Source organism: Pseudomonas sp. B414, from assembly GCF_055408445.1.
The window spans coordinates 13,500-32,671 of the sequence record NZ_JBUZTQ010000049.1 but is presented as its reverse complement, the minus strand read 5'-3'; the positions used below and the strand labels follow the sequence as shown (position 1 = coordinate 32,671).

Genomic DNA, 19,172 nt, shown 5'->3' with positions numbered 1-19,172 from the left:
TTCCCAAGCTGATAACGAGGGTTCGATTCCCTTCACCCGCTCCACTGTTTTCAAGGCCTCCAGCGGCATCTAGGTAGCGTCAAGCGAGACTGGTGACAGTTTCAGTGACAGTTACTGAGAATTTGCGGATCACGCTTCTGGCCTGTCCCTTCCTGTGCACTTCTCCGTTTTATGTTGACCCCTGGGAAAACCCTAATTTCCCTAATTTCTAATTTCAATCTATCTAATACCCTTTAAAATCAAGGGCTTGAAAGATATTCATAACCCTAATTAAACCCTAATTTGACCCTCTCTGAATTAGGGTTACAACCCTGTTTTTCCATAAAAATAAAGTCCTTTAAAATCAATTACTTACAGATAACTGAGGGTTTTGATGAGGGTAAATTAGGGTTTGACCCTAATCGACGTAAGCCACGTAATATAAGGGCTGCAGCCTCGCCAATGATCCCAATTAGGGAAATTAGGGTTTTCCCAGCCCTCAACTGAAAACTGGCAATTTGCCGCCCCTCATTTGATACCCTGCGATGGAAACCAACTTCTACAACTGAGGGTGAGTGATGTATATCGAGTACACGACGCAGGCTGGTCCGCAGCCGCGCAACCGGGACCTGATAAAGGACGCCCTAGGCGAAACCGAAGGGGACATCGACAAAGACCTCAAGGCAATGGGCTACATGACCAGCTTCGATATCGGTAACAGAGAGGTCGCAGCCATTCAGCTCTACAATCGCTGGAGCGGCGAGGCGGAATTCGCAGCCATTGCAATGGTCACACTCGGCGAGACGATCGACTTCTACGCGTTTCCTACCACGGAGGATGCCTGGGACTACCTGCATAAGGCCGCCCCTACCGTGAAAGCAATCAGCGAACTGTCTCAAATGAAGTTCGACTGAGGCTAACCGCCCGCTGCAACGCTGCGAAACGCTGCGATAGGCCTGCCACCCCGACGCCACGGGGCTTGCAGGTCAAATCTGATAAGGCGGCCCCATGTAAAATTTGGCCAACATTTGATTGATCCCAATTTTGAAAATACGCCCTTTCGGGTGTTTTCCAATTTTTCGCCCAGCAAAACCGGGGGCTCCAGCATTCAGCCTGCCGTGAGCGCTGCAGGGTTCGCTGTGCAATGCCGCTGCATTTCTCTTCCAAACCTTTCATTTTGTGCAATGGCCACTCCCCTGCAGAGCCCCACGGCCCGCCTGGGCTGCAGGTTCGTTTGCACTACATCGGGATTTGCACAAAAAACGGACGCAAAGCCCGTCGGCGGGAGGGGGATAAGTGCTTTTTCGTCGAGATTTTTTTCTGCCATAGGGATTTATGGATAAGCCCGCGCGCTGCTGGCCATGTATTTCGTCGTTCCGCGACTAGCAAACATGGGCGCCCTTAATATACTGTTTGCATATACAGTATTTTTAGAGAAGGGAATGGCTATGGTCGCGTCGTCTGCACAGAAGAAAATATCGGTGGCAGCATGGAAGTCGCTTCTTGATGACAGAGACACTTTGATGGAGGCCCCAGTGGCACACCACAAGGTACTGGTGCAACGCGCCTCTGCACTGCATCAATCCCAAGTCATCGGCTGCGCAGAGCTGAGCGACATGCTCGAGCTCGCTGACGGGGCTCTCGCTTATGCCATCGAAGCCCAGCTGGATGCGTGAGGGTTAATAAATGTTTGTGTTGATCACGCCGATGCGCGTTCGGGGAGTGCCGCTTACGCCAGAGGAGAGACGCCGCTACACGCCCATCAAAGGGTACGTGATGGTCCAAGCAGAGCTGAATAATGAGTTGGGGCGCAGCTCAAATGTCGCCTTTATCCATAGCAATTCACCAAGCGAATCCGATCCTTTGCCAAAGCTCCTGGATGCTTCGTTGAGCAGCATGAGTCTGACGGGCTTTGTTCTAGCAGGGATTGAGTACATTGATGGCTGCGCCTATGCGCAGTCCTGGTGGTGCCGAGAATAGTGAGCATCAAACGACATAGACTGAATTATGGCATTTTGCTACATTTGTTCTAAACCCAGTAGTCAAATGGATGTGTTTAAAATGGAAGATGGGAAAAGCAACAACGGTGCCCTAAGCGATGAGCAAAAGCTTAAGATCACCTGCCTATCAGATGCGCTTAAACGGTATGATAGTTATATTGGAACTACCAACTTTAAAAGCGGCCTCCTTATCACTTTCAATGCAGCGATATTTGGCGGACTCATATTAAAAGCTGGTGACTTAATTAAGCCCGGGTACTTGAAAGTTTGGATTATCCTAGCCCTAATAATTATTTCAGTTCTTTCACTCCTTAGCATAGCAGCAGTGATTAATACGATCTGGCCAAACCTGAAAAGCGCCAGCAATGCCGCCCGCTCAGAAAAAACCAATGAGCCGCCATCCATTCTGTTCTTTAAATCAGTCGCAGATAACTTTGACGCGACCACATATGCAGATCGCATATCGTCAATTAATTATCTAGAGCTAGAACGGGATTTAGCCATACAAGTCCACGAGGTCGCCACGGTTACCCTAGATAAACATGTCAAAATAGCAACAGCTGCCAAACATACCAGACTAAATATTTACGCTCTGTTTTGCCTTGGTTTTTTCATAGTCTTACAGAGTGGCGGACAATAAATGTCGAGGATCAGATCTATTTATGGCGATTTTCAACTTTCGCCAGAAATTATAAAATCCGCTCAGACTATGGATTCGATTCATGAGTCTCGGATGCTTGACAGCCTAAGTATCGAAGCTCTCGCTAATCACACACACGAATTTAAAATCCAAAATGACCTTCGCGGCTATTTCGGTAAGCCAGGCATTAACAACTCAGACATAGGCGGGCATCCTGACTTTGACCATCTGCTAATAGGCGATTATGAGAAGGGCTACGTCACTACGTTATTCGTAGATATTCAAGGTTCAACTAGGCTAGGAATCTGCTACACACCAGAGTTAGTTTTCTTTATAAAGAATCAAATAATAAAATGCGCCATCGAGTCGGTATTGGCGCTGGATGGGCATGTCCATCGCATCATGGGTGACGCGGTGCTTGCTTTTTTTCGGGGCGGTGAGCGTAGCCCACGTAACGGCGCGATCGACGCTATCAACTGTGCGACCGTGCTGGTTGAATTCATTCGTGAAATCGTGGTACCCCAACTTCGCCAAAAAGGCTTAGAACAGGATGTCGGAATTCGGATCGGCATCGATTACGGCGATGACCAGTCAGTCATCTGGGGCATGTACGGATACACAGGCGTATCTGAGGTAACCGCGACATCTTTTTATGTAGATGTCGCTGCAAAACTTCAACAAAGTGCGCCTTTGAATCACATCATGCTTGGTCAGTCTGTAGTCGAACTTCTTGACCTACATGATCAAGTTATAGCCATCAAGACTATCGAACATGACGGCGAGCGAAAAATTGAGCAGCATGTGTCCCCTAGCTACACAAACCTGCAAGGCACAGAGCACAAATACAAGCAGTTTGTGCTTCGCCAAGACAAATATTATGAGCTGCTGCCAATTCATAACTCAGAACAGCGGATACAACTATCAAGCACCATTAAAAACTCTGCGCTCACCCCTTCTACTGATGAATATTTCAACTGCTCAAGAAGCGTTCCAAAAAATCGAGGAATTGACTTCAAAGCTAGATTCCCCTATTACGGAAAAAGCACTGAACTTGAGGTAATTTTCCGCGTAGAAAACTATGGAAAGGATGCTGACAAAGTTGACAATAATGGCAACCACCAGCATAGGATACGCGCAAGCAGGCATGAGGAAAACTGGTATTTCGCTCATTGCTGGGAACGGACCTCCTATGTAGGCTTACATTATATGTTTATATCGGTTTTTTGCGATGGAATTTTACTTCATCCTGAACAGTGTTACGCGGTTTACATAGGATAGACTAAACATAGACTGCTGACGGCGCCTTCGGAAACGAAGACGCCGCTTTGTCCTTCATTATAGAGAAGCCGCTTTTATTTCTTCCGAAAGCAGCGCCGCTTTCACAGCATCTGCAGTAAACGCACCCGCCTGTGTCGGCACCGGTGAAGGCCCATGTGTATGAACCGATACTTGGTTGGCCAACTGCTCGATCAAATCGAGCGTGTCGCCCAGAACACGCAGCACGTTGGTCCCTTCCGAACCGACCCATGTCTTTGGCGCCTGCATGCGCTGGCTAATTCCGGACACGATTTTGCGCAGACCTTGCACCTTCTCCTGCATGTTGCCACCTACCGCCGCGTTGTAGATCTTGCCCACCACTAAGTTGTAGTCACGACCTGTCGCCTGGTGCATGTCGTCCAAGGCGGCGAATGAAGCGGTACCGGCCGAACTGAGTTTGAGCGCGCCCAGGGCTTCCACCTTCTTGATGCCCCCCACCGTCTCGGTGGAGTGGTGTTTGACGTCCTGAGCGTGGCTCTGGAACCGCTCCCGGTTGCCCAGGGCCTCCACCTCGCGCTCGATCGCCTGGTCACGGATCTTGCCATCGGTCAGCCGCGTCCAGTTGCCGTCAGCATCGACGCGCTGCTGCACTGCGTCACTGTGCTGCCACACCTGGTCGCCCTTCGGCACCTTGGGCAGACTCAGGCCGTGAGGCAGGATGGTCTGAATATACGGGTTACTGGGCAGGCCATAGGCAAAGCACACCACAACCCGGGTGCCCTCTTCCGGGAACCCAAACACGCCCATTTCTTCGCCACCGGTGGGCACCGGCAGCGGCACGCCGGACAGCACCGGCACGTTCGGGTCGGGCTCGCCGTCCGGTCCCAAGACCTCGATGTCGACCGCATAGCGCGGCCGGAAGTCATCGCACAGGCCCGCGCCGGCCGGCGCATCGGGAACCGCAACCACGCGGCCAAAGCGCGGCAGGTGATACCCACCAGTGAGTTCTGGGAATTGGCGCTCCACGCTGCGCTTGATCACGTCGTCCATTTGATTGCCATCTGTGTGCCGGCGAGTGCCACGCTGGTGATGCGCTCGCCCTGATTGATCGTTGCACCTGGTCGCAGCCCGGGCAGGGCCGCGATCGTTGCGCTCTGGTTGCCCTGGTACCCGTCAAACATGTTGGTCGGCAGCTGCAGCGGTGGTCGGGTTCCGAAAAAGCTGTCGGCCCAGGAACCCACGAACAGCTCGCCGTCGCCCTGCTGTTGCCACACCAGGTCATCGATGCCGAACACCTTGGCCAGGCTGTCCATGGCTTGGTAACCAGCGGCCAGGCTGTAGAAGAACGGTGCTTTGACCCGCGTGTAGTCCCGATCGGGCACCCGAAAGCGCAGGCCGGTCTTGGTACTGATGTCGGCCAGCACCGCGCGCAGGTCGACATGGCGCAGGTTCATGGGCAGCGGTTGGGCCAGCACGGCGGCGAGCTCGCGGCAGTAAACCACCTGCTCGATGCCATTCGCCGCGGTGCAGCGCTCCACGTAACCCATGAAGTGCCGCTGTAAGGTGGCTTCGTTGTAGCCGATATCGAACGTGACCAGCCCTTTCACCGCCGCGCCGGCATTGATGGTGAAGGTGGCCCGCCCTGGGCTTTTCAGATCGAGCCGAACATCGTCCTTGACCAGGGGCACCACCGTGCCCCCGATCGTCAGTACCTGGTGGAGTTTCATGGCTGCGGCGTGCCTCCGATGTAGTCGTCCACCTTCTTGAGCACGGCCTCGAAACCACTCAGTTCAGGGCCGCTCGATCCGGATCCGCCGGCGCCGGTACCGGACACGCCGTCGCCGGCTGCCGACTGGCTGGCCACCGGGTTGCCCGCGCGGCGGTTTTCGACCTTCTCCGGGTTGGAGAGCTTCTCGCTCAGGGTGAACTGGACGATCCATTGGGCCAGGCTGTCGTCTTCCCGGGCGCTGACGCCTTCGGCGAACGTCACCTGGCGAATGCCGAAGGCCTGGGCGGTGTCGTTGACGATCCGGTATGTGGTGAGCTGGCCACCGCTCTCGGTGCCCTCGGCCAGGCGCATGATCGTCTGCAGGTCGGCCATCCGCTTGTACGGAACGGTCATCGCCACGGTCAGCGTCTTGGGCTTGAAACCCTTGTGCGACTTGTCGGTACCGGAGGTCTGGCCGGACATGTCGTCCGCCTCGATACGCAGGTTCGCCGTGACTTTCATGCGGTTGCCGATGATCTGTTCGCCGTTGAGCAGGAGGGTCATAGGCCGATCAACTCCCGCACAAAGGCCAGGCCTTGTAGCGAGCCCACCAGCATGACGCCGGACGACAGCACCCATTCGTGCCCCGGGGCACCGTCACCCTCGAGCAGCTGCCGGCGCAGCTCGCCAGGATCACCCGGGCCGAGCAGGCGCGCCTGCATTGAGGCGTCCGGCGTGCCGTTGGCCAGCAGTGCCTTCAGGTCGTTGAGGCTGTCGTTCTGCTCGATCGCCTGTTGGGCTTTGCGTTGGGCCAGCTGCGCGAGGTCACTCAACGGCGAGCTGTCGGCCGCGTAGCTCTCGAGCTGGGCCAGCTGGCTGTTGATGGCCTGGCTTGCGTCCTTGAGGAGCGTGCAGCGCTCGAGCGGCAGACCGGACCAGCGCGGCAGTGCGCCGGCGGCGGGCAGCTCCCACTTCTCCGCCTCAAGCGTGAATAGGTTCCCGGCCCGCCGCTCGGCCTTCTGCAGGTCCGCGATCGGCAGCACCGCGTTGAACGTCGACAGCGTGTTGGCCAGCCCGTCATACCGCGTGCCCAAGAACACCAGGACCAGGGCGTACTGCTCGCCCGTGGGCCGCTGCGGGTCCGTGCCGTCGACCAGCTTGTCCGCCAGGCGCTGCAGCAGGTTGGGGGCCGACAGATATCGCTGGTAGCCAGTGCCCTGCCCCACGCCGCTCTGGAACGGCGTCACCACGATGCACTGCGGCACTTCGCCAAACTGCACGTCCAGCGCGGCGCGCCCGGTGGCGACCACACCGCTGACCAAGTCGCCGATCGCGCTCAGGTCGGTGGTGACCAGGTCTTTCAGCTCGCCCAGGCGCTGGGCGGCGCTGGCCAGTTGGGACGTGGCCACGTCTTTGATTTCGGCGATCGGCTCCATCCAGGCTGTTGCATTGACCGGCCACTGCATCGTGACGGGCGACCAGGTCATGCAGGCACCATCACTTCGTCATAGGCCGCCTGGTAAGCGGTCCGAAACTGCTCGATGATCTGGATGCTTTCGATGTCGGCCACCGTGGCGGCGGACCCAATGGCGTCGCTGACGGCCTTTTCCCCTCGGAAGCAACCGCGCACATGAGCCGCGACAGCCTTGGCAATCGGCTCCAGCTCCGCGAGGTTGGCAACCTGCCAGCCGTTCTGCCCCTTCCAGTCAGTATCAGGAATCAGGCCCGACTTAAGCTGGTCGTAGGAGTTAAACAGTTGACCCTGGCTTTCTCGGTCGGTCTGCACGCGCAGCCCGTTCGCCAGGTCCAGACCGGCGACTTCAAAGCTCAACCGGTATTCGGCCAATTGGGTCAGCATCCCGGGCTGGTTCATTTCAATCACCAACTGCTCGGCATCGGCCAGGCTCGAAGCGTTGTGCACTGCGCGGTAAGGGGCGGCCAGATCGTCACTGACCACCAAGGCGGCGCCGTTTTCAAACGATTCCAATTTGTACATTTAAAGAGTCCTCAGGAGATGCGCCACAGGTCATTCAGTTCTGAACCGCCCAATATTCGCGTTCCACTGAACAAATACATTTCTTCACCGATAACGACTGCCGAAGCATGGTGTCGTTTGGTGGCACCGGAAGGGAGTTCGGTCCAAGAGTTAGCGGACGCGTCATAGACCCACAGATCGTTGAGGTAGGCCAGGTCGTTGGACGAGGATGCGCGGTGCCCGCCGAAGATGTACATCTTGCTCCCGATGGCCACGGCCACGTGCTCGTGACGCTGCGTGGCCCCTACGCCCAACTGGGTCCATTTGTCAGTGGCGGGGTCGTAGAAATAGACGTCGTTGTAATAGCCGGCGCCGCGGGTGCCACCGAAGACATACATGCGGTCGTCAATCACCACGGCGGTGTGTTCGGATCGCTGGTTTGGGGATGAAGTGAGTTGTCTCCACTTTGCCGTGGCTGGGTCGTATTCGCAGATGACTGCAAAATGGGCTGTGCCGTACCCGCCATACAGGTAGAGCTTGCCTTTGATCGCGACAAGGGAAGCATGGATGCAAGGGGCAGGCCACGAACCAAGATGCTTCCAGGCATTGGTGGCGGGATCATAGACCATCAAATCACCCTGGTAATTGCTCCCCGACGCGGTTCCCCAGCCATATCCCCCGAAGACATACATCTTGCCGTTCAGTGCGGCAGCACAGTGCCCGTACCGTCCATAAGGTCCATTGGCCAGTTGGGCCCAAGCGTTCTGCGCAGGATCGTAAACCCATAGATCGCTGAGATAGGCCGGACCGCCTTGATAGTGATATCCACCGTAGACATACATCTTGCCGCCGATGGCCACAGCCGTGTGGTCATACCGCAGCGTCGCGCCGCCATTGAGCTGGGTATAGATCCCTTTCAGCTGGTCGCTGGTCGTGAAGCGGATGACGGGTGACCACTCGGTTTCGCCCAGAGCACGGCCTTTCTTCTTCATCCGTGCATAGAACTGGGTGGAGTTTGCCATTGCTTGGTCAGGGGTAAAGCTGACCAGCTGGGTAGTGGACCAGCCGCTGTCGATGGCAACCGCCGAGAAATCAGCCAGCATCGAGATTTGCCAGCGGCTGGCGACATGCTCGTCGGTACCGCCCGAGACGCTGAACGCGTCGGAGGTCAGCGTCTGGCGGGAACTGACTTTCGTCTGACCGTCCGCCGGGTTGATGATGGTCGGGCGCCGAATGTGGATGGCAGCGGTGTTGAATGACACCGTGCCCCAGGCCGAACTCAGGGTGTTGCCGATCATCATGGCCCGAGCGAAATACTGCCGCGACGGATCCAGGTGGTACCCGGCGTCAGCCAGGCTGAGCGCAGTCAGCTCGGTGGTGCTGGTGATGTCGAATACCAGATCGGTGAACTCCGCATTACGCGACAGCTGCCAACGGGTTTTGACATGGCCGTCGTAAGCGGCTGGAAAGACCGTGAACGCTCCGATCGTGAGCGTGGGCTCGGCCGCTACACCGTTCGCATTCAGTCCCGGCGAGACGAACGAAGGCTGCTGGATGGTGGCTGCGCCCAACGGGATCTTCTGGATCATCTTCGCCGCGTCGCGCTGCACTTCCAGCGTCACTAGGCCTGCCGGTGCATCCGCCGGAATGGTCAAGGTCAGGGTCTCGGCGTCCCGCGTTACGGTGCCGACGCTGGTCTTGGCCGTGTACGTGCTGAACCGGTGAAAGTCCGTGATGCGGTAGGTGTTGGTCGTGCCCGGGTAAATCAGCACCGGGCCGTCCAGGCAGATCGACACCGGCGGCGTGTAATCGCTCTTGTTGAGCTTGTTCCCCAGCTCGGCGCGGATGCCGGCCAGGTCCGCGGTAATCTGGGTGAAGGTGTCGGTGAAGTCGAACTGCCAGGTGCTGGCCGGCACCTGGATACCCGTCAGCGCCTGAGCACCGTTGTAGTCCAGGATGATATTACGGGTCAGATTGTTGCCGAACTGCAGCGGCGGCACTTCCTGGCGCTTCTGCTGCAGCGGCACATAGGCGGCGATTAGCAGCACTTGGTCAGTGGTTTCCAGGCCGATCCAGTTGAAGTCGAAGTCACCGACCGTGCTGTCGAGCATCAGGCTGTACACGACCTTGTTCGGCGACAGGTAACCCTCGCGGGTCACGTCCTTGGTATGGACGATCTGTTCCGCCGGCGGCAGTCCGGCCGATCGGTCAATCGGCAGCGAGGTGTCGAGGCCTGGAATGTTGGCCAGAACGAAGCGCGCGACCGTCAGGACCTCCTGTTTGCTCTGTTTCAAAGCGATCAGGCTTTCGCCTGCAAGGGTAATACTGGCACCCATAGGGGATTTCCTTAACTGGCGACCAGGGTCATGTGGTCGTGGTTGAACTCGAAGCTGGCCAACTGCAGGCCGATCATGTGGTGGTCGTCAAAACGTGCGGTCAATGTGGCCTGGTCATGGCCGTATTCGTAGCTGACCAGGTCAAGGCCCAGCTCGGTGGTGCCCACCAGTTCATAACGGCGGCAGGTGCGGCCGTACTGGTGAACGATGATGTCCAGGAGTGTGGAAAAGTCGGACAGCTGCTGGTCGTCCAGGAACAGCTGCACAATGTCCCAGTCGCGTTCCGGTTGGCGTTCGCGGATCTCGATATCGCCGATGCCCAGGCGCCGGAAGATCCGCTTGAAGCCGGCGACGGAGCCGGCGTCGACCGCGTTGACGAAGGCGTACTTGACCCGCAACCGGTACAGGCTTTCGGGCTCGCCGCGAAAGCGGGTGATGTCGCGCTGCCAGGCGAGCAGGTCCAGCACGGTGAGGTGACAGGTCTCGGCGTCCATCTGCAGGAGCGGCCAGCCCATCCATCCCTCGACCTTCTCCCACCAGGCCTGCGCGGCGGCCTTGAGCTTCGACGGCTCTTCGCCGTCGAGCCAGAAAGGCAGTTCGAGCTTAAGCATTGAGCATCACCTCCAGCGACTGCAGGCGCGGGATGTCCAGGGCCGACAGGATGTCCTCGTTGGCAAACTTCAACGACTCGATGCCGGCAAACTGCTCGTGCAGTTCCTCGGTCAGGCGGCTGAACGAAAAGCGCGATTGCGGCCAGGTCAGGGTCGGTGCGTAATCGCCGCCGCTGCTCTCGCGAAACGCCGCGCGGATGAACTGCTCGATGTTGGTCTGCAGGGCGGCACGCTCGACGGCCTTCAGGACCGATTTGGGCCAAACCTGCAGGTAGACGCTGTGCAGCGTTTCGGGCATGACCATGACCAGCATGTCGTCGCCGTGACCGTGGTTGCCGTCGTTCATGATCGAGGCGTTGATTTGCTCCAGGTAGGAATCGGCCGGTACGCCGGCGTCGAACAGCACATAGGCATTGGCGCTGCCCGGGCCACGCGGCGCGCCGTGCTCGAAGTACACGCCATCGGTGGAGACGCCCGGGAAGGCCGCAATCAGGGCGCGATACACCGCGTCGGTGTGCCACTGGTTCACTGCGCTGAACTGGTTGCGCGCACGCAGGCGCAAATCGTCGTCCAACTCTGCATCGGAACCCGGGGTGGCCAGCCAGCCGTCAAGGTTCACCACCTGGACAACGCCCGGTACCGGGACCGGCAACACGGCGTAATAACCCGGGGCCAGGTTGAACCCGCTTCCGGCATCGATGGCGATCACGGGGATCGATACCTGTGACGCGCCTTCGATAAAACTGCCCACCGCCGTGGTGACCAGCTCGTACACGTTGCCGTTGATCGTGGCCGACTGCACGCGGGTGCCGATCGGGATCTCGAGCGAACCCACGGTCGTAGCCCTGCTGAACAACAGCGAGCCGATCGCCTTGGTCGGGGCTTTGCGCTCGACGTTCACCGCCCAGGCCAGCATGTCCAACCAGGTGCTGGTGGCCGTCTTCAAAAAGAAGTTCGGCAGCACGGTGCCGGTGACGAAGGTCAGGATCCACAGCACCGGTTTGGTTACCAGGGCAGTGATCACCCGCCAGAACGGCGAATACGCACTGGTGTTGGCCAGCTTGCTGCCCTGGGCGACCACTTCGGCCTCCCAGGCGGCCTTAAGCGCGGCCTCGGTTGTCGGGATGCCAGCGTCGGCCAGCGCCTGTTTGAAGTCCACGTCACTCACAGCGTTACCTCAAGGTTGCCAAACTGCAGGGTGGTCGCGGTGACCAGGTATTGGCCGGATCCCAGCTCAGTGATTCGGGCGGTGCCGGGTACCAGGCGCACGTCGGCTTCCACCAGCAGTTCCAGCTGCTGGATGCAGTCGCGCTGTTTCAGGCGGTTGCGCTCGGCCACCAGGGTCACCAGCAGGCCGCTTTCGCGGATCATGTGGCCGATGTCCTGGGCGATGCAGGCGCGATCCTCCACCGGTACCGGCTGACGGCTGAGGTCCAGGGCAAAGTCGTTGTCCTCGATCAGCAGATCGATGTACTCGCTCATCCACCCACCGCCATGCTCATCATGTTTTCAACTTCCAGCGGGGTCATAGGCTTGGCCGTATTGATGTTGAGGGTCTCCACATGCGTGCCCCTGTTTTGGGTTTGGCTGTTGTTGTTCTGGATGCTGCGCAACAGGCCGCCCTGGGGCACAGCCGTCGGCCGCATCGGCGACAGACCGCCCGACGTGCCGCCGTTCATGCGCTGACGTGCCTGCTCGGCTTGTTCGGTGAGCGGCGGCGTGGTGACCAGTTGCGGCGGTGCCGGCGCATTGACCAGGGGCGCGGAAATGCCGGGGATCTCCGGCGCTTTGGGCATCTCGCCAAAGGCCGCATCGATCTGCACACCGGGGATCTTGTTCAGCATCTCGATTAGGCCATTGATCGCGTTTTTGAAGATCGCGACGATGCCGTCCCAGGCGGCGCTGGCCATGCCGGTCCAGCCGCCAATCGAGCCGAACCAATCCGACAGCGCCTGCAGCTGGCCGGCGATCCACTTGAACGCGGCGGTGTTCATCAGCGCCGTAGTCCATTGGTCCCAATAGACGACTGCAGCGACCACCAGCGCGACCAGGGCGACGATGCCGACGATGATCAGCAGCACCGGGTTGGCCAGCATGGCGGCGTTAACCAGCCAGATCGCGCCTTGCCAGAGCAACATGCCGACCCGGACCAAACCCATCCAGGTGTAGAGCGCTGCCAGGCCCAGGACAAAGCCGGCAATCAACACCGTGTGCACCAGGAACATGGCGATGCTGCGAAACCCCGTCCAGGTCAGGACTTTCCAGATGGTGACCAGCGACAGCCAGACCATCTTGGCCAGGCCCACGGTGAAGGTCATCGCGGCCATGGCGGCAGTTAGGCCGAGAATCACCAATACGGTGATGCCGATCACGCGGGTGATGTTCGGGAACAGTTGGGTCCATCGGGTCAGCGTGCCGGCAACGCCGACCAGCTTATCCATCAGCGGGGTCAACATCGGGATCAGCGCCTGGCCGAAGGCAATGCGCAAGGCCTGGACGGCCGCACCGAACTGTTGCCACGGATCGACCATGGCCTTGGCCATCTTCTCGGCGCTCTCCAAACCGCGGACTTTGCCCAGCTGATCCAGGCCGTTTTTGAAGCGGTCGGTGTCCTTGGCCAGGGCATTGATCACCCGTGCACCTTCCCCGCCGAACGCCTCGGTCAGCTTGGTGCCGGCGGCGGCGCTGGTCAGGTCGCCGAACTTACCCTCGAGCTTGGCCAGAATGTCCGCCATCGGCATCAGCTGGCCGTTTTGCTCGGTGAATTTCAGCTTGAGCTTTTCGGACGCTGCGCCGATGTTCTCGAAAAACGACTTGTACAGGCCGCCGGCGTCGCCGCCTTCCATGGTGCTGCTCAGCGTGCCGATCACCGCGAACTGCTCGGCGATATCGACGCCGGCCGTGGTGGCGAGCTGGCCCACTTCCTTGAACGCATCCTTGAGCTGCGCGCCGTCCGTGCGGAACAGCTGGGCCGCCAGTGCCGTCTGACCGCCCAGTTTCTCGACCCACTGGCTTTTGCCCATGGCATCGGCTGAGGTCTTGAACAGGTTGTACATGGTGCCGACGTAGGCGCCCATGGTCTCGGCGTCGGATTTGGTGGCCTTGGCCAACAGGTTGCTGGTGTTGGTGAAGGTCGCCAGCTGGTCGCCCGAAAGCCCCTTGATCGCGCCCGAGATGCTGTAGGCCGAGGCCACGAAGTCGCGGGCGTTTTCGCCATAGTTCACGGAGAACTCCAGCGACTTTTGGTTCAGGGCGTTCAGCGCATCTTCGGCCACGCCCAGCGAGCGGACTTCGCCCAGGGCGCGGTTCATTTCCAGCGCCGGTTCCAGCGATTCGGTAATGGCCACGCCCGCACCCACCATGCCGGCCAGGCCTGTGCCCATCTTCATGATGTTCTGCTGGCCTTGGGTGGCCAGGTCGGTGAAGCTGGTTTTCACCTTGCCCAGGGGCGCGCTGACCTTGTCGGTCAGACTGAGGATGAAAGCCAAGCGGGCGCTGCGGTCAGCCATGGGGTTTTATCCGTTCAGCGCAAAGGCGATGCCGTTAGCCACGGCGATCTCCATGCGTCTCCAGTGTTCGTCCTCCAGCCACTTGGCCATCCCCATGTTTTCGATCGTGGGTTCGGTACCAGGTAGCCAGCGGGTAGTCAGGGCCAGCAACTGGCCCAGGCTGTCTTCGGTTAAGCCGTCAGCGTGGCTGAGGACTTTTTTACGATGATGTCGATGTCCGGTGAGTACTCTTCAAGGAGTGCACCGGCCAGTTCCATCACCGTCACCGGGTTGGCCAGCAAGGGTTTCAGCGTGGCGCGCTCTTCCTGCTTGACGGTGCTCACCAGCAAGTTGTTGGCCGGGGCCACCTTGTTGTTGTTCGTGGTGCTGTTGAAGTACTTGGTCACGTCTTGGGGCGTGAGGTGAAAGGTGAATTCGCGGTCGCCGATTTCCAGGGTGATGTCGCGGTTTACTTCAGTCATTGGAGGGTCCGTCTGTGGGGTTTTGGTGAATATTGGTTAGGGTTTGGCTGGCATGCGTAGGCAAACCTGCCGGGTGTAGTCCTGCAGGCCGAGGATCATTTGCTTGCTCAGGGCGAGCTGACCTACGAGGGTGAAATAATCCGATCGAGCGTCTGCTGCGAGTTCGGCGGTGCCTGCATCAGCCACGCCGGCGGCGCCGGTGGTGCTGGGCACGGCGGGTTTGCAGGTGGCACGGACTGACAGCCGCTTACGGCCATCGTCAACGTCACGGCGCAAAGCCTCGATTTGAGCGTTTGCAAGGTTCAGTTCCTCGGTGTTTTTTTGGTCGAGCCGGTCACGGTCGGCGAGCTGTTCGCCACTGATGCGGGCGGCTTCACGCAAGCCACTGACTTCGGACTGGGCGCTGTCACGTTCGCGGCGGGCGTCGTCTCGTTGGTCGGCGACCCAGTCAAATGCGCACCAGGCCAGCAGGCCGGTAAGCACCAGGATCAGGAAAAGGCGCAATGGATTGATGGTCATTTCAGGCACAGCTCCATTTCGGCGATCCGGCGGTTGTGCAGGCCCTGGACGAACTGCTTGCGACCATTAGGCAAGGTCACGTAGGACCAGACCGGCGAGCCGTCCGGCGCGTAAGCCAGCGCCCTGCAGCCCTCAGCGATACGGCCGGCGTTGATCAGGCCAACGGCACGACTGGCGCACGTGTTCGGCGTGCCGACGTTGTGGCCATGGCTGCTCAGCGCGTCGAAGGTGTTCTGCCCGATCGCCTGATTGGTCAGGCAATCCGCCAGGGCAAGCTGCCCTTTCGAAACCACCAGGCTTTCCACCTCGGCGCAGCGGGCGTCGGACCAGTAGTCACCCACCACGACCGGCACCGGGCTGGTGTAACGGGTGATGCCCTTGCACACCGTCGGCAGGCCAAGGGCTAGCGGATCGGCATAGACGACGTTTTGTCCGGTGCCTTCCCACTTGCCCAGGAATGAGGTGAACGAGGTGCTGACGAGCACCAGGGCGCCGATGGCGATCTTGTGGCGCAGGTTCATCCCTTCACCTTCCAATCGCGCAACATCTGCCGGTACTTGGGAACCAGGAGCAGGATCTGCAGCACCATGTAGAAGGCCGTCAGCATGTAGGCCACCGCCGACCAGTCAACGGCGCCGGTCACACCGGTGGCGGCTACGCCGATCGCGGGTGACGCTTTTGCCAACGCAATGGCGGTGTCCTGGGCGGCTTGATTCGCGCTCATCGCCGAACCTCCCGTTCAAAAATGGACTGGCACGGGACGCAACGGGTCATTCCGCCGAGCGCTTGGCGCGCTACAGGAATTGCGTTGTCGCAGTCCTCGCAATGGGTACGGCTTGGCCCGGACGGGCGCGCACTGGCGAGCTGAGCCGCGATAGCCTGGTCACGCTGGCGTTGCTCCAGCGCCTGAGCGCGATCGAACGGGCAAACCATCAGGTAAGGCCCTCGATTTCAGCTGCGGCCAGGTACGGCACGCCGTTGATTTTGATGAAGTCCGGGCTTGTGACGTCGAACGGCACCTTGTGCTTGTTCTTCTCGCCGCCTTTCTGGTCGACGCTGAGCAGGCTTGAGATCCGGACCTTGCAGCCGAACGCTTCAACGCGCAGCTCTTCTTCGCCGGCCTTAGCGAAAAACACGATATCGAACGGCTCCAGCTCGCGAAAACTGCCGGCTGTCTTGGCCTGTTCGATCAGCAGGTTGAAGTTGGTGGTGTCCAGCTCCAGTTCGCCTGCAGCCGCCACATCGCCGTCGACGTGACCGTTAGGCACGCCCTTGGTCTGCGCCACGGTGGAGTTGTCGGTGATGTCCAGGGTGCCGGTCTCGACATGAACGAGCAGATCGCCCAGGTTCACGTCGAAGTTCTTGCCGCCAATCTTTGCAGCCATGCGGGTTTACTCCGTTTCAGTGGTCGAAAGGTCCAGCGCGATGTTCGCGGTCAGGTCTTTCGGGCAGTTGAGGGGCTTGAGCTTGATGTAGGCCTCTACGGCCGTTTTGCTCTTCCAGGTCAGGACGATGTCGCCGTCCTTGGGCTGCTCGATCTCGCCCGGGAACACCTGGCCAGCGAACTTTGTGGACTTGGCCATGGCACGCAGCGGGGCCATCAGCGCACTGATGTTCACTGCCATGCTGTTGGCCGAGTTGTTCAAGCGGCGATCAGCAACACGGCGAATCAGCAAAGGCCGTACAGCGCGGGCGGCCTTGTCGGTGATACGCAGGTATTCAATGACCTTGAAGTCGCTGTCGGGGCTGTCGAGCATGTTGCCGTCGCCGAAGAACACGCCCGGGTAGCCGACATAGGTCTGGGTGACGGTGAAGCGCGCAGCGTCCAGCGTTGAACGGGTGGCCGACTGCAATGGCACGCCTTCGGAGTCGACTGGGGTAGCGCCAAGGCCAAGCACCGCACCGGTGGCCACACGCATTGGGCTGTCCGCAACACTCACAGAGGCGTCGGCTAAGCGACCGGCCAACACGCCCTGGTCATTGCCATGCATGAGCGGCACACACATGACTCGAGGCGCGGCGAGATCGAGCACCAGAGCTTTCTGAGCCAGCGCGTATTGCGCCCAGGTCTGAGTCGCGGCATCGATGCCAACCGAGGCCGCGATGAAGAACGCCCGGCAGGCATAGGTATTCAGGACCAGCACCGCCGCGTCGTTCATTGCGGAGAGTTCAGCAGCAGCTGTCACCGGCGTGGTGACCACGACTGCTTCAAACTCATAACCGGTTTGCAGGGCCTTGGTCAGAGCCAGTTGCCAGGTGCTGTCGGAGGCCAGTGGCGCAGCAAGACAGGCCCAGCTGTCGCCGCCATTGGCGCGAGCAGCCAGGATCTGGGTTTTCAACTCGCTGGCAGCGGTGCCCAGCTCGACGTCCAGGTCACTGTCAGTGTTGAGCGGGAGCAGCCCGCCGGCGTTCTTGGCAGCTGGGCCAATGAACAAGAAGTAACGCTCGACCCCGCTCACGACGCCCTGGCCGAGATTGAGGTTACGAACTTTGACTGAACCGAGTGCCATAAAAGCAGTGCCTCGTTAACGGGGTGAATTAAGGATTTGTTGCAGCACCAGGTTCACCAGCGAGCTGGTTTCTGACTCGGTGCCGGGGCCGAGGAACTGGCGTTTTGGCAGGGTGATGTCCCAGCTTTGCGCACCAGATGACTCGGTTTGTTCGTCGTCCAGGATGCGGATCAGCAGACCCGCCTTGGCGTAGTTCACGTGCTCTTTGATCCACGCCACAGATGGGCGGGTAAGTGTTTTTTTGCCCTTCTGGCGGGTCTTGAACCCGAGGCGGCGCAGGCGCTTGGCCTGCTTTTCGGTAGCGGCCAGGCCTTCGGGAATCTTGTTCCACTGGCGCATCTGGGCGGCGGTGCGGCGCTCGGACACACCGTTATGCTGCTGCGATGCAACCCAACGGGTCAGCGCGTTGCGCCAGCCCAGCTCGGCTTCGTTGGCACTGATACGGGTGACGTCGAGCAGCTTGCCCAACCCCGCTTCCATCTTTTTCTTGCCCTTGCTCGAGCCTTTGCGAGCAGCGAACGGCGTGCCGTCCAAGTTCTTTTGGTCGCGGATCCGCTGGCGGCTCATGCTGCGCACGCGCTTGGTTACGTTGTTGAGCAGACGCCGACGCAGTTGTGGAGGCAGCTCCAGCAGGGCCAGTTGCTCTTCAGCACCCAGAAGGCCGCGCACGTCGAGATCGAAGGTGCTACGCGCCATCGCCGGTCACCTCGCCTGATTCCGCGATCCACAGTTCGAACGGGATAAATGACCAGGTCTTTTTGAACGCGGTGATTTCTCCGGCAGGATCCTCGGCCAGGTACTGGGGTTCGGTGAACTGCAGCTTGATGTCCACGTCAGCCAGGTCGTCATCGAGCATGGTGATGTCGAACACAGCACCAGGCAGTCCGTCGCGGTCCTGATCGTTGTTCTCCAACCAACTGCCCACCAGGGCCATAAGTCGCCCTGGGTGATCAGCGAAACGCTCCAGCACGATCGTGGCGCTGTAGTTCATATCGCCCATATGCATGCCTTCGACGTCGTCTTTCCAGATCAACTCCAGCTGCACCTGGTCCGTCCAACTGTCGAGCTGTTCGGTGGCCACCAGTTGGCGTTCGATGAGATAGGCCGTCAAAGCCTGCAGCTTGATCACAGGAGCGCCGCCGTGATGCGACCACGGCCCTGCAGCGAACGAACAGCGGCCTGGCTCAAAGCTAGGAAGGTTTCCGACCGCTCCGGCAGTTCCTTGCCAGTGTTCTCGGCGCTCTCACGGCGGGTCACGGTGGCGAACTGGGTCAGCAGGCTGGCTTTGGCGCGGCAATACACGGCGCGCTTGTACGTTGCTGCTTGAAATGTACGTTCCGGCAGCACCATAGGGTCAGCAGATTCCAAGCTGGAGATACCAGCGGACTGCCAACGGGATTTGCAGATGGCCAGGTCGTTGTTGACCTCGATCATTGCAGTGGTCAAATCAGCGGCCAGCAGCTCGCCCAGGTATTCACCAGGAAGGCGATACGCCTTCTGGAACTCCGTCACGGACAGGTCAGGCCAGAAGCCGTCGTTGCCGATCTGCTGTTCCACAAACTTGGTGGGGTTACCTGAAAAGCTCATTGCTGGGCGCTCGAATAGGGCGGGGAAACTGGTGGTGGTGAGTCGACGGCCATAAATGGCTGACTCACTTCCACAGTTCC

General features: G+C 59.3%; 26 protein-coding genes. 5 read left to right on the top strand and 21 right to left on the bottom strand.

Annotated elements, in window-relative coordinates:
- Positions 1–557 precede the first annotated feature (557 nt).
- The 5 genes from ACZRMH_RS24250 to ACZRMH_RS24230 all read left to right on the top strand — a co-directional run bounded on the left by ACZRMH_RS24250 (position 558) and on the right by ACZRMH_RS24230 (position 3,897).
- The gene (locus tag ACZRMH_RS24250) at positions 558–893 is read left to right on the top strand and encodes a hypothetical protein (protein ID WP_169880877.1); all 336 of its coding nucleotides are present in this window, start codon (positions 558–560) and stop codon (positions 891–893) included.
- Positions 894–1,340: 447 nt separating this feature from the next.
- A complete protein-coding gene (locus tag ACZRMH_RS24245) occupies positions 1,341–1,655 on the top strand; it encodes a hypothetical protein (protein ID WP_464015626.1) in 315 nt (104 codons plus the stop codon).
- 10 nt (positions 1,656–1,665) lie between these two features.
- Complete coding sequence (locus tag ACZRMH_RS24240; RefSeq protein WP_464015625.1) at positions 1,666–1,959, top strand: hypothetical protein; 294 nt, start codon at positions 1,666–1,668, stop codon at positions 1,957–1,959.
- 81 nt (positions 1,960–2,040) lie between these two features.
- Entirely contained in the window at positions 2,041–2,619 is a 579-nt protein-coding gene (locus ACZRMH_RS24235) for a Pycsar system effector family protein (protein ID WP_464015624.1), read from the top strand.
- Between the two features lie 93 nt (positions 2,620–2,712).
- Entirely contained in the window at positions 2,713–3,897 is a 1,185-nt protein-coding gene (locus ACZRMH_RS24230; protein ID WP_464015623.1) for a nucleotide-binding domain-containing protein, read from the top strand.
- Between the two features lie 57 nt (positions 3,898–3,954).
- Here the strand turns inward: ACZRMH_RS24230 and ACZRMH_RS24225 are convergent, their stop codons facing one another.
- The 21 genes from ACZRMH_RS24225 to ACZRMH_RS24125 are packed head-to-tail and all read right to left on the bottom strand — an operon-like array spanning position 3,955 to position 19,092.
- The gene (locus ACZRMH_RS24225; protein WP_464015622.1) at positions 3,955–4,926 is read right to left on the bottom strand and encodes a hypothetical protein; all 972 of its coding nucleotides are present in this window, start codon (positions 4,924–4,926) and stop codon (positions 3,955–3,957) included.
- Positions 4,914–5,603 (bottom strand): hypothetical protein, encoded by a 690-nt coding sequence (locus tag ACZRMH_RS24220; RefSeq protein ID WP_464015621.1) that lies wholly within the window; start codon positions 5,601–5,603, stop codon positions 4,914–4,916. Before ACZRMH_RS24220 ends, ACZRMH_RS24225 begins: the two co-directional genes overlap by 13 nt.
- Positions 5,600–6,148 carry a baseplate complex protein gene (locus tag ACZRMH_RS24215; protein ID WP_464015620.1) on the bottom strand — a complete coding sequence of 183 codons (549 nt, stop codon included), beginning with the start codon at positions 6,146–6,148 and terminating at the stop codon, positions 5,600–5,602. The genes ACZRMH_RS24220 and ACZRMH_RS24215 overlap by 4 nt, the downstream gene beginning before the upstream one ends.
- Positions 6,145–7,071 carry a hypothetical protein gene (locus ACZRMH_RS24210; RefSeq protein WP_464015619.1) on the bottom strand — a complete coding sequence of 309 codons (927 nt, stop codon included), beginning with the start codon at positions 7,069–7,071 and terminating at the stop codon, positions 6,145–6,147. Before ACZRMH_RS24210 ends, ACZRMH_RS24215 begins: the two co-directional genes overlap by 4 nt.
- Positions 7,068–7,580 carry a DUF4376 domain-containing protein gene (locus tag ACZRMH_RS24205; protein ID WP_464015618.1) on the bottom strand — a complete coding sequence of 171 codons (513 nt, stop codon included), beginning with the start codon at positions 7,578–7,580 and terminating at the stop codon, positions 7,068–7,070. The genes ACZRMH_RS24210 and ACZRMH_RS24205 overlap by 4 nt, the downstream gene beginning before the upstream one ends.
- 11 nt (positions 7,581–7,591) lie before the next feature.
- The gene (locus tag ACZRMH_RS24200) at positions 7,592–9,895 is read right to left on the bottom strand and encodes a Kelch repeat-containing protein (protein ID WP_464015617.1); all 2,304 of its coding nucleotides are present in this window, start codon (positions 9,893–9,895) and stop codon (positions 7,592–7,594) included.
- Between the two features lie 11 nt (positions 9,896–9,906).
- Positions 9,907–10,506, bottom strand: a complete 600-nt coding sequence (locus tag ACZRMH_RS24195) for a phage tail protein (RefSeq protein WP_464015616.1) — start codon at positions 10,504–10,506, stop codon at positions 9,907–9,909.
- A complete protein-coding gene (locus tag ACZRMH_RS24190; RefSeq protein WP_464015615.1) occupies positions 10,499–11,674 on the bottom strand; it encodes a baseplate J/gp47 family protein in 1,176 nt (391 codons plus the stop codon). Before ACZRMH_RS24190 ends, ACZRMH_RS24195 begins: the two co-directional genes overlap by 8 nt.
- Positions 11,671–11,988, bottom strand: a complete 318-nt coding sequence (locus ACZRMH_RS24185; protein WP_120266638.1) for a DUF2590 family protein — start codon at positions 11,986–11,988, stop codon at positions 11,671–11,673. Before ACZRMH_RS24185 ends, ACZRMH_RS24190 begins: the two co-directional genes overlap by 4 nt.
- Entirely contained in the window at positions 11,985–14,015 is a 2,031-nt protein-coding gene (locus ACZRMH_RS24180; protein ID WP_169880192.1) for a phage tail tape measure protein, read from the bottom strand. Before ACZRMH_RS24180 ends, ACZRMH_RS24185 begins: the two co-directional genes overlap by 4 nt.
- 6 nt (positions 14,016–14,021) lie before the next feature.
- On the bottom strand, positions 14,022–14,165 hold the full coding sequence (locus ACZRMH_RS24175; protein WP_414704675.1) for a DUF6890 family protein: 144 nt from the start codon (positions 14,163–14,165) through the stop codon (positions 14,022–14,024).
- A gap of 20 nt (positions 14,166–14,185) precedes the next feature.
- Positions 14,186–14,476 (bottom strand): putative phage tail assembly chaperone, encoded by a 291-nt coding sequence (locus tag ACZRMH_RS24170; RefSeq protein ID WP_464015614.1) that lies wholly within the window; start codon positions 14,474–14,476, stop codon positions 14,186–14,188.
- A 36-nt stretch (positions 14,477–14,512) separates the two neighbouring features.
- Entirely contained in the window at positions 14,513–14,995 is a 483-nt protein-coding gene (locus ACZRMH_RS24165) for a lysis protein (RefSeq protein WP_464015613.1), read from the bottom strand.
- The gene (locus tag ACZRMH_RS24160) at positions 14,992–15,516 is read right to left on the bottom strand and encodes a lysozyme (RefSeq protein ID WP_464015612.1); all 525 of its coding nucleotides are present in this window, start codon (positions 15,514–15,516) and stop codon (positions 14,992–14,994) included. The genes ACZRMH_RS24165 and ACZRMH_RS24160 overlap by 4 nt, the downstream gene beginning before the upstream one ends.
- Positions 15,513–15,719 (bottom strand): hypothetical protein, encoded by a 207-nt coding sequence (locus ACZRMH_RS24155; protein WP_169880197.1) that lies wholly within the window; start codon positions 15,717–15,719, stop codon positions 15,513–15,515. The genes ACZRMH_RS24160 and ACZRMH_RS24155 overlap by 4 nt, the downstream gene beginning before the upstream one ends.
- A complete protein-coding gene (locus ACZRMH_RS24150) occupies positions 15,716–15,928 on the bottom strand; it encodes a TraR/DksA family transcriptional regulator (RefSeq protein WP_464015611.1) in 213 nt (70 codons plus the stop codon). Before ACZRMH_RS24150 ends, ACZRMH_RS24155 begins: the two co-directional genes overlap by 4 nt.
- Positions 15,928–16,380, bottom strand: a complete 453-nt coding sequence (locus ACZRMH_RS24145; RefSeq protein WP_120266540.1) for a phage protein — start codon at positions 16,378–16,380, stop codon at positions 15,928–15,930. The genes ACZRMH_RS24150 and ACZRMH_RS24145 overlap by 1 nt, the downstream gene beginning before the upstream one ends.
- A 6-nt stretch (positions 16,381–16,386) precedes the next feature.
- A complete protein-coding gene (locus ACZRMH_RS24140; RefSeq protein ID WP_464015610.1) occupies positions 16,387–17,505 on the bottom strand; it encodes a DUF2586 domain-containing protein in 1,119 nt (372 codons plus the stop codon).
- A gap of 15 nt (positions 17,506–17,520) precedes the next feature.
- The gene (locus tag ACZRMH_RS24135; protein ID WP_120266538.1) at positions 17,521–18,201 is read right to left on the bottom strand and encodes a phage virion morphogenesis family protein; all 681 of its coding nucleotides are present in this window, start codon (positions 18,199–18,201) and stop codon (positions 17,521–17,523) included.
- Entirely contained in the window at positions 18,191–18,634 is a 444-nt protein-coding gene (locus ACZRMH_RS24130; protein ID WP_120266537.1) for a phage tail protein, read from the bottom strand. The genes ACZRMH_RS24135 and ACZRMH_RS24130 overlap by 11 nt, the downstream gene beginning before the upstream one ends.
- Entirely contained in the window at positions 18,631–19,092 is a 462-nt protein-coding gene (locus ACZRMH_RS24125) for a head completion/stabilization protein (RefSeq protein ID WP_464015609.1), read from the bottom strand. The genes ACZRMH_RS24130 and ACZRMH_RS24125 overlap by 4 nt, the downstream gene beginning before the upstream one ends.
- Positions 19,093–19,172 lie beyond the last annotated feature (80 nt).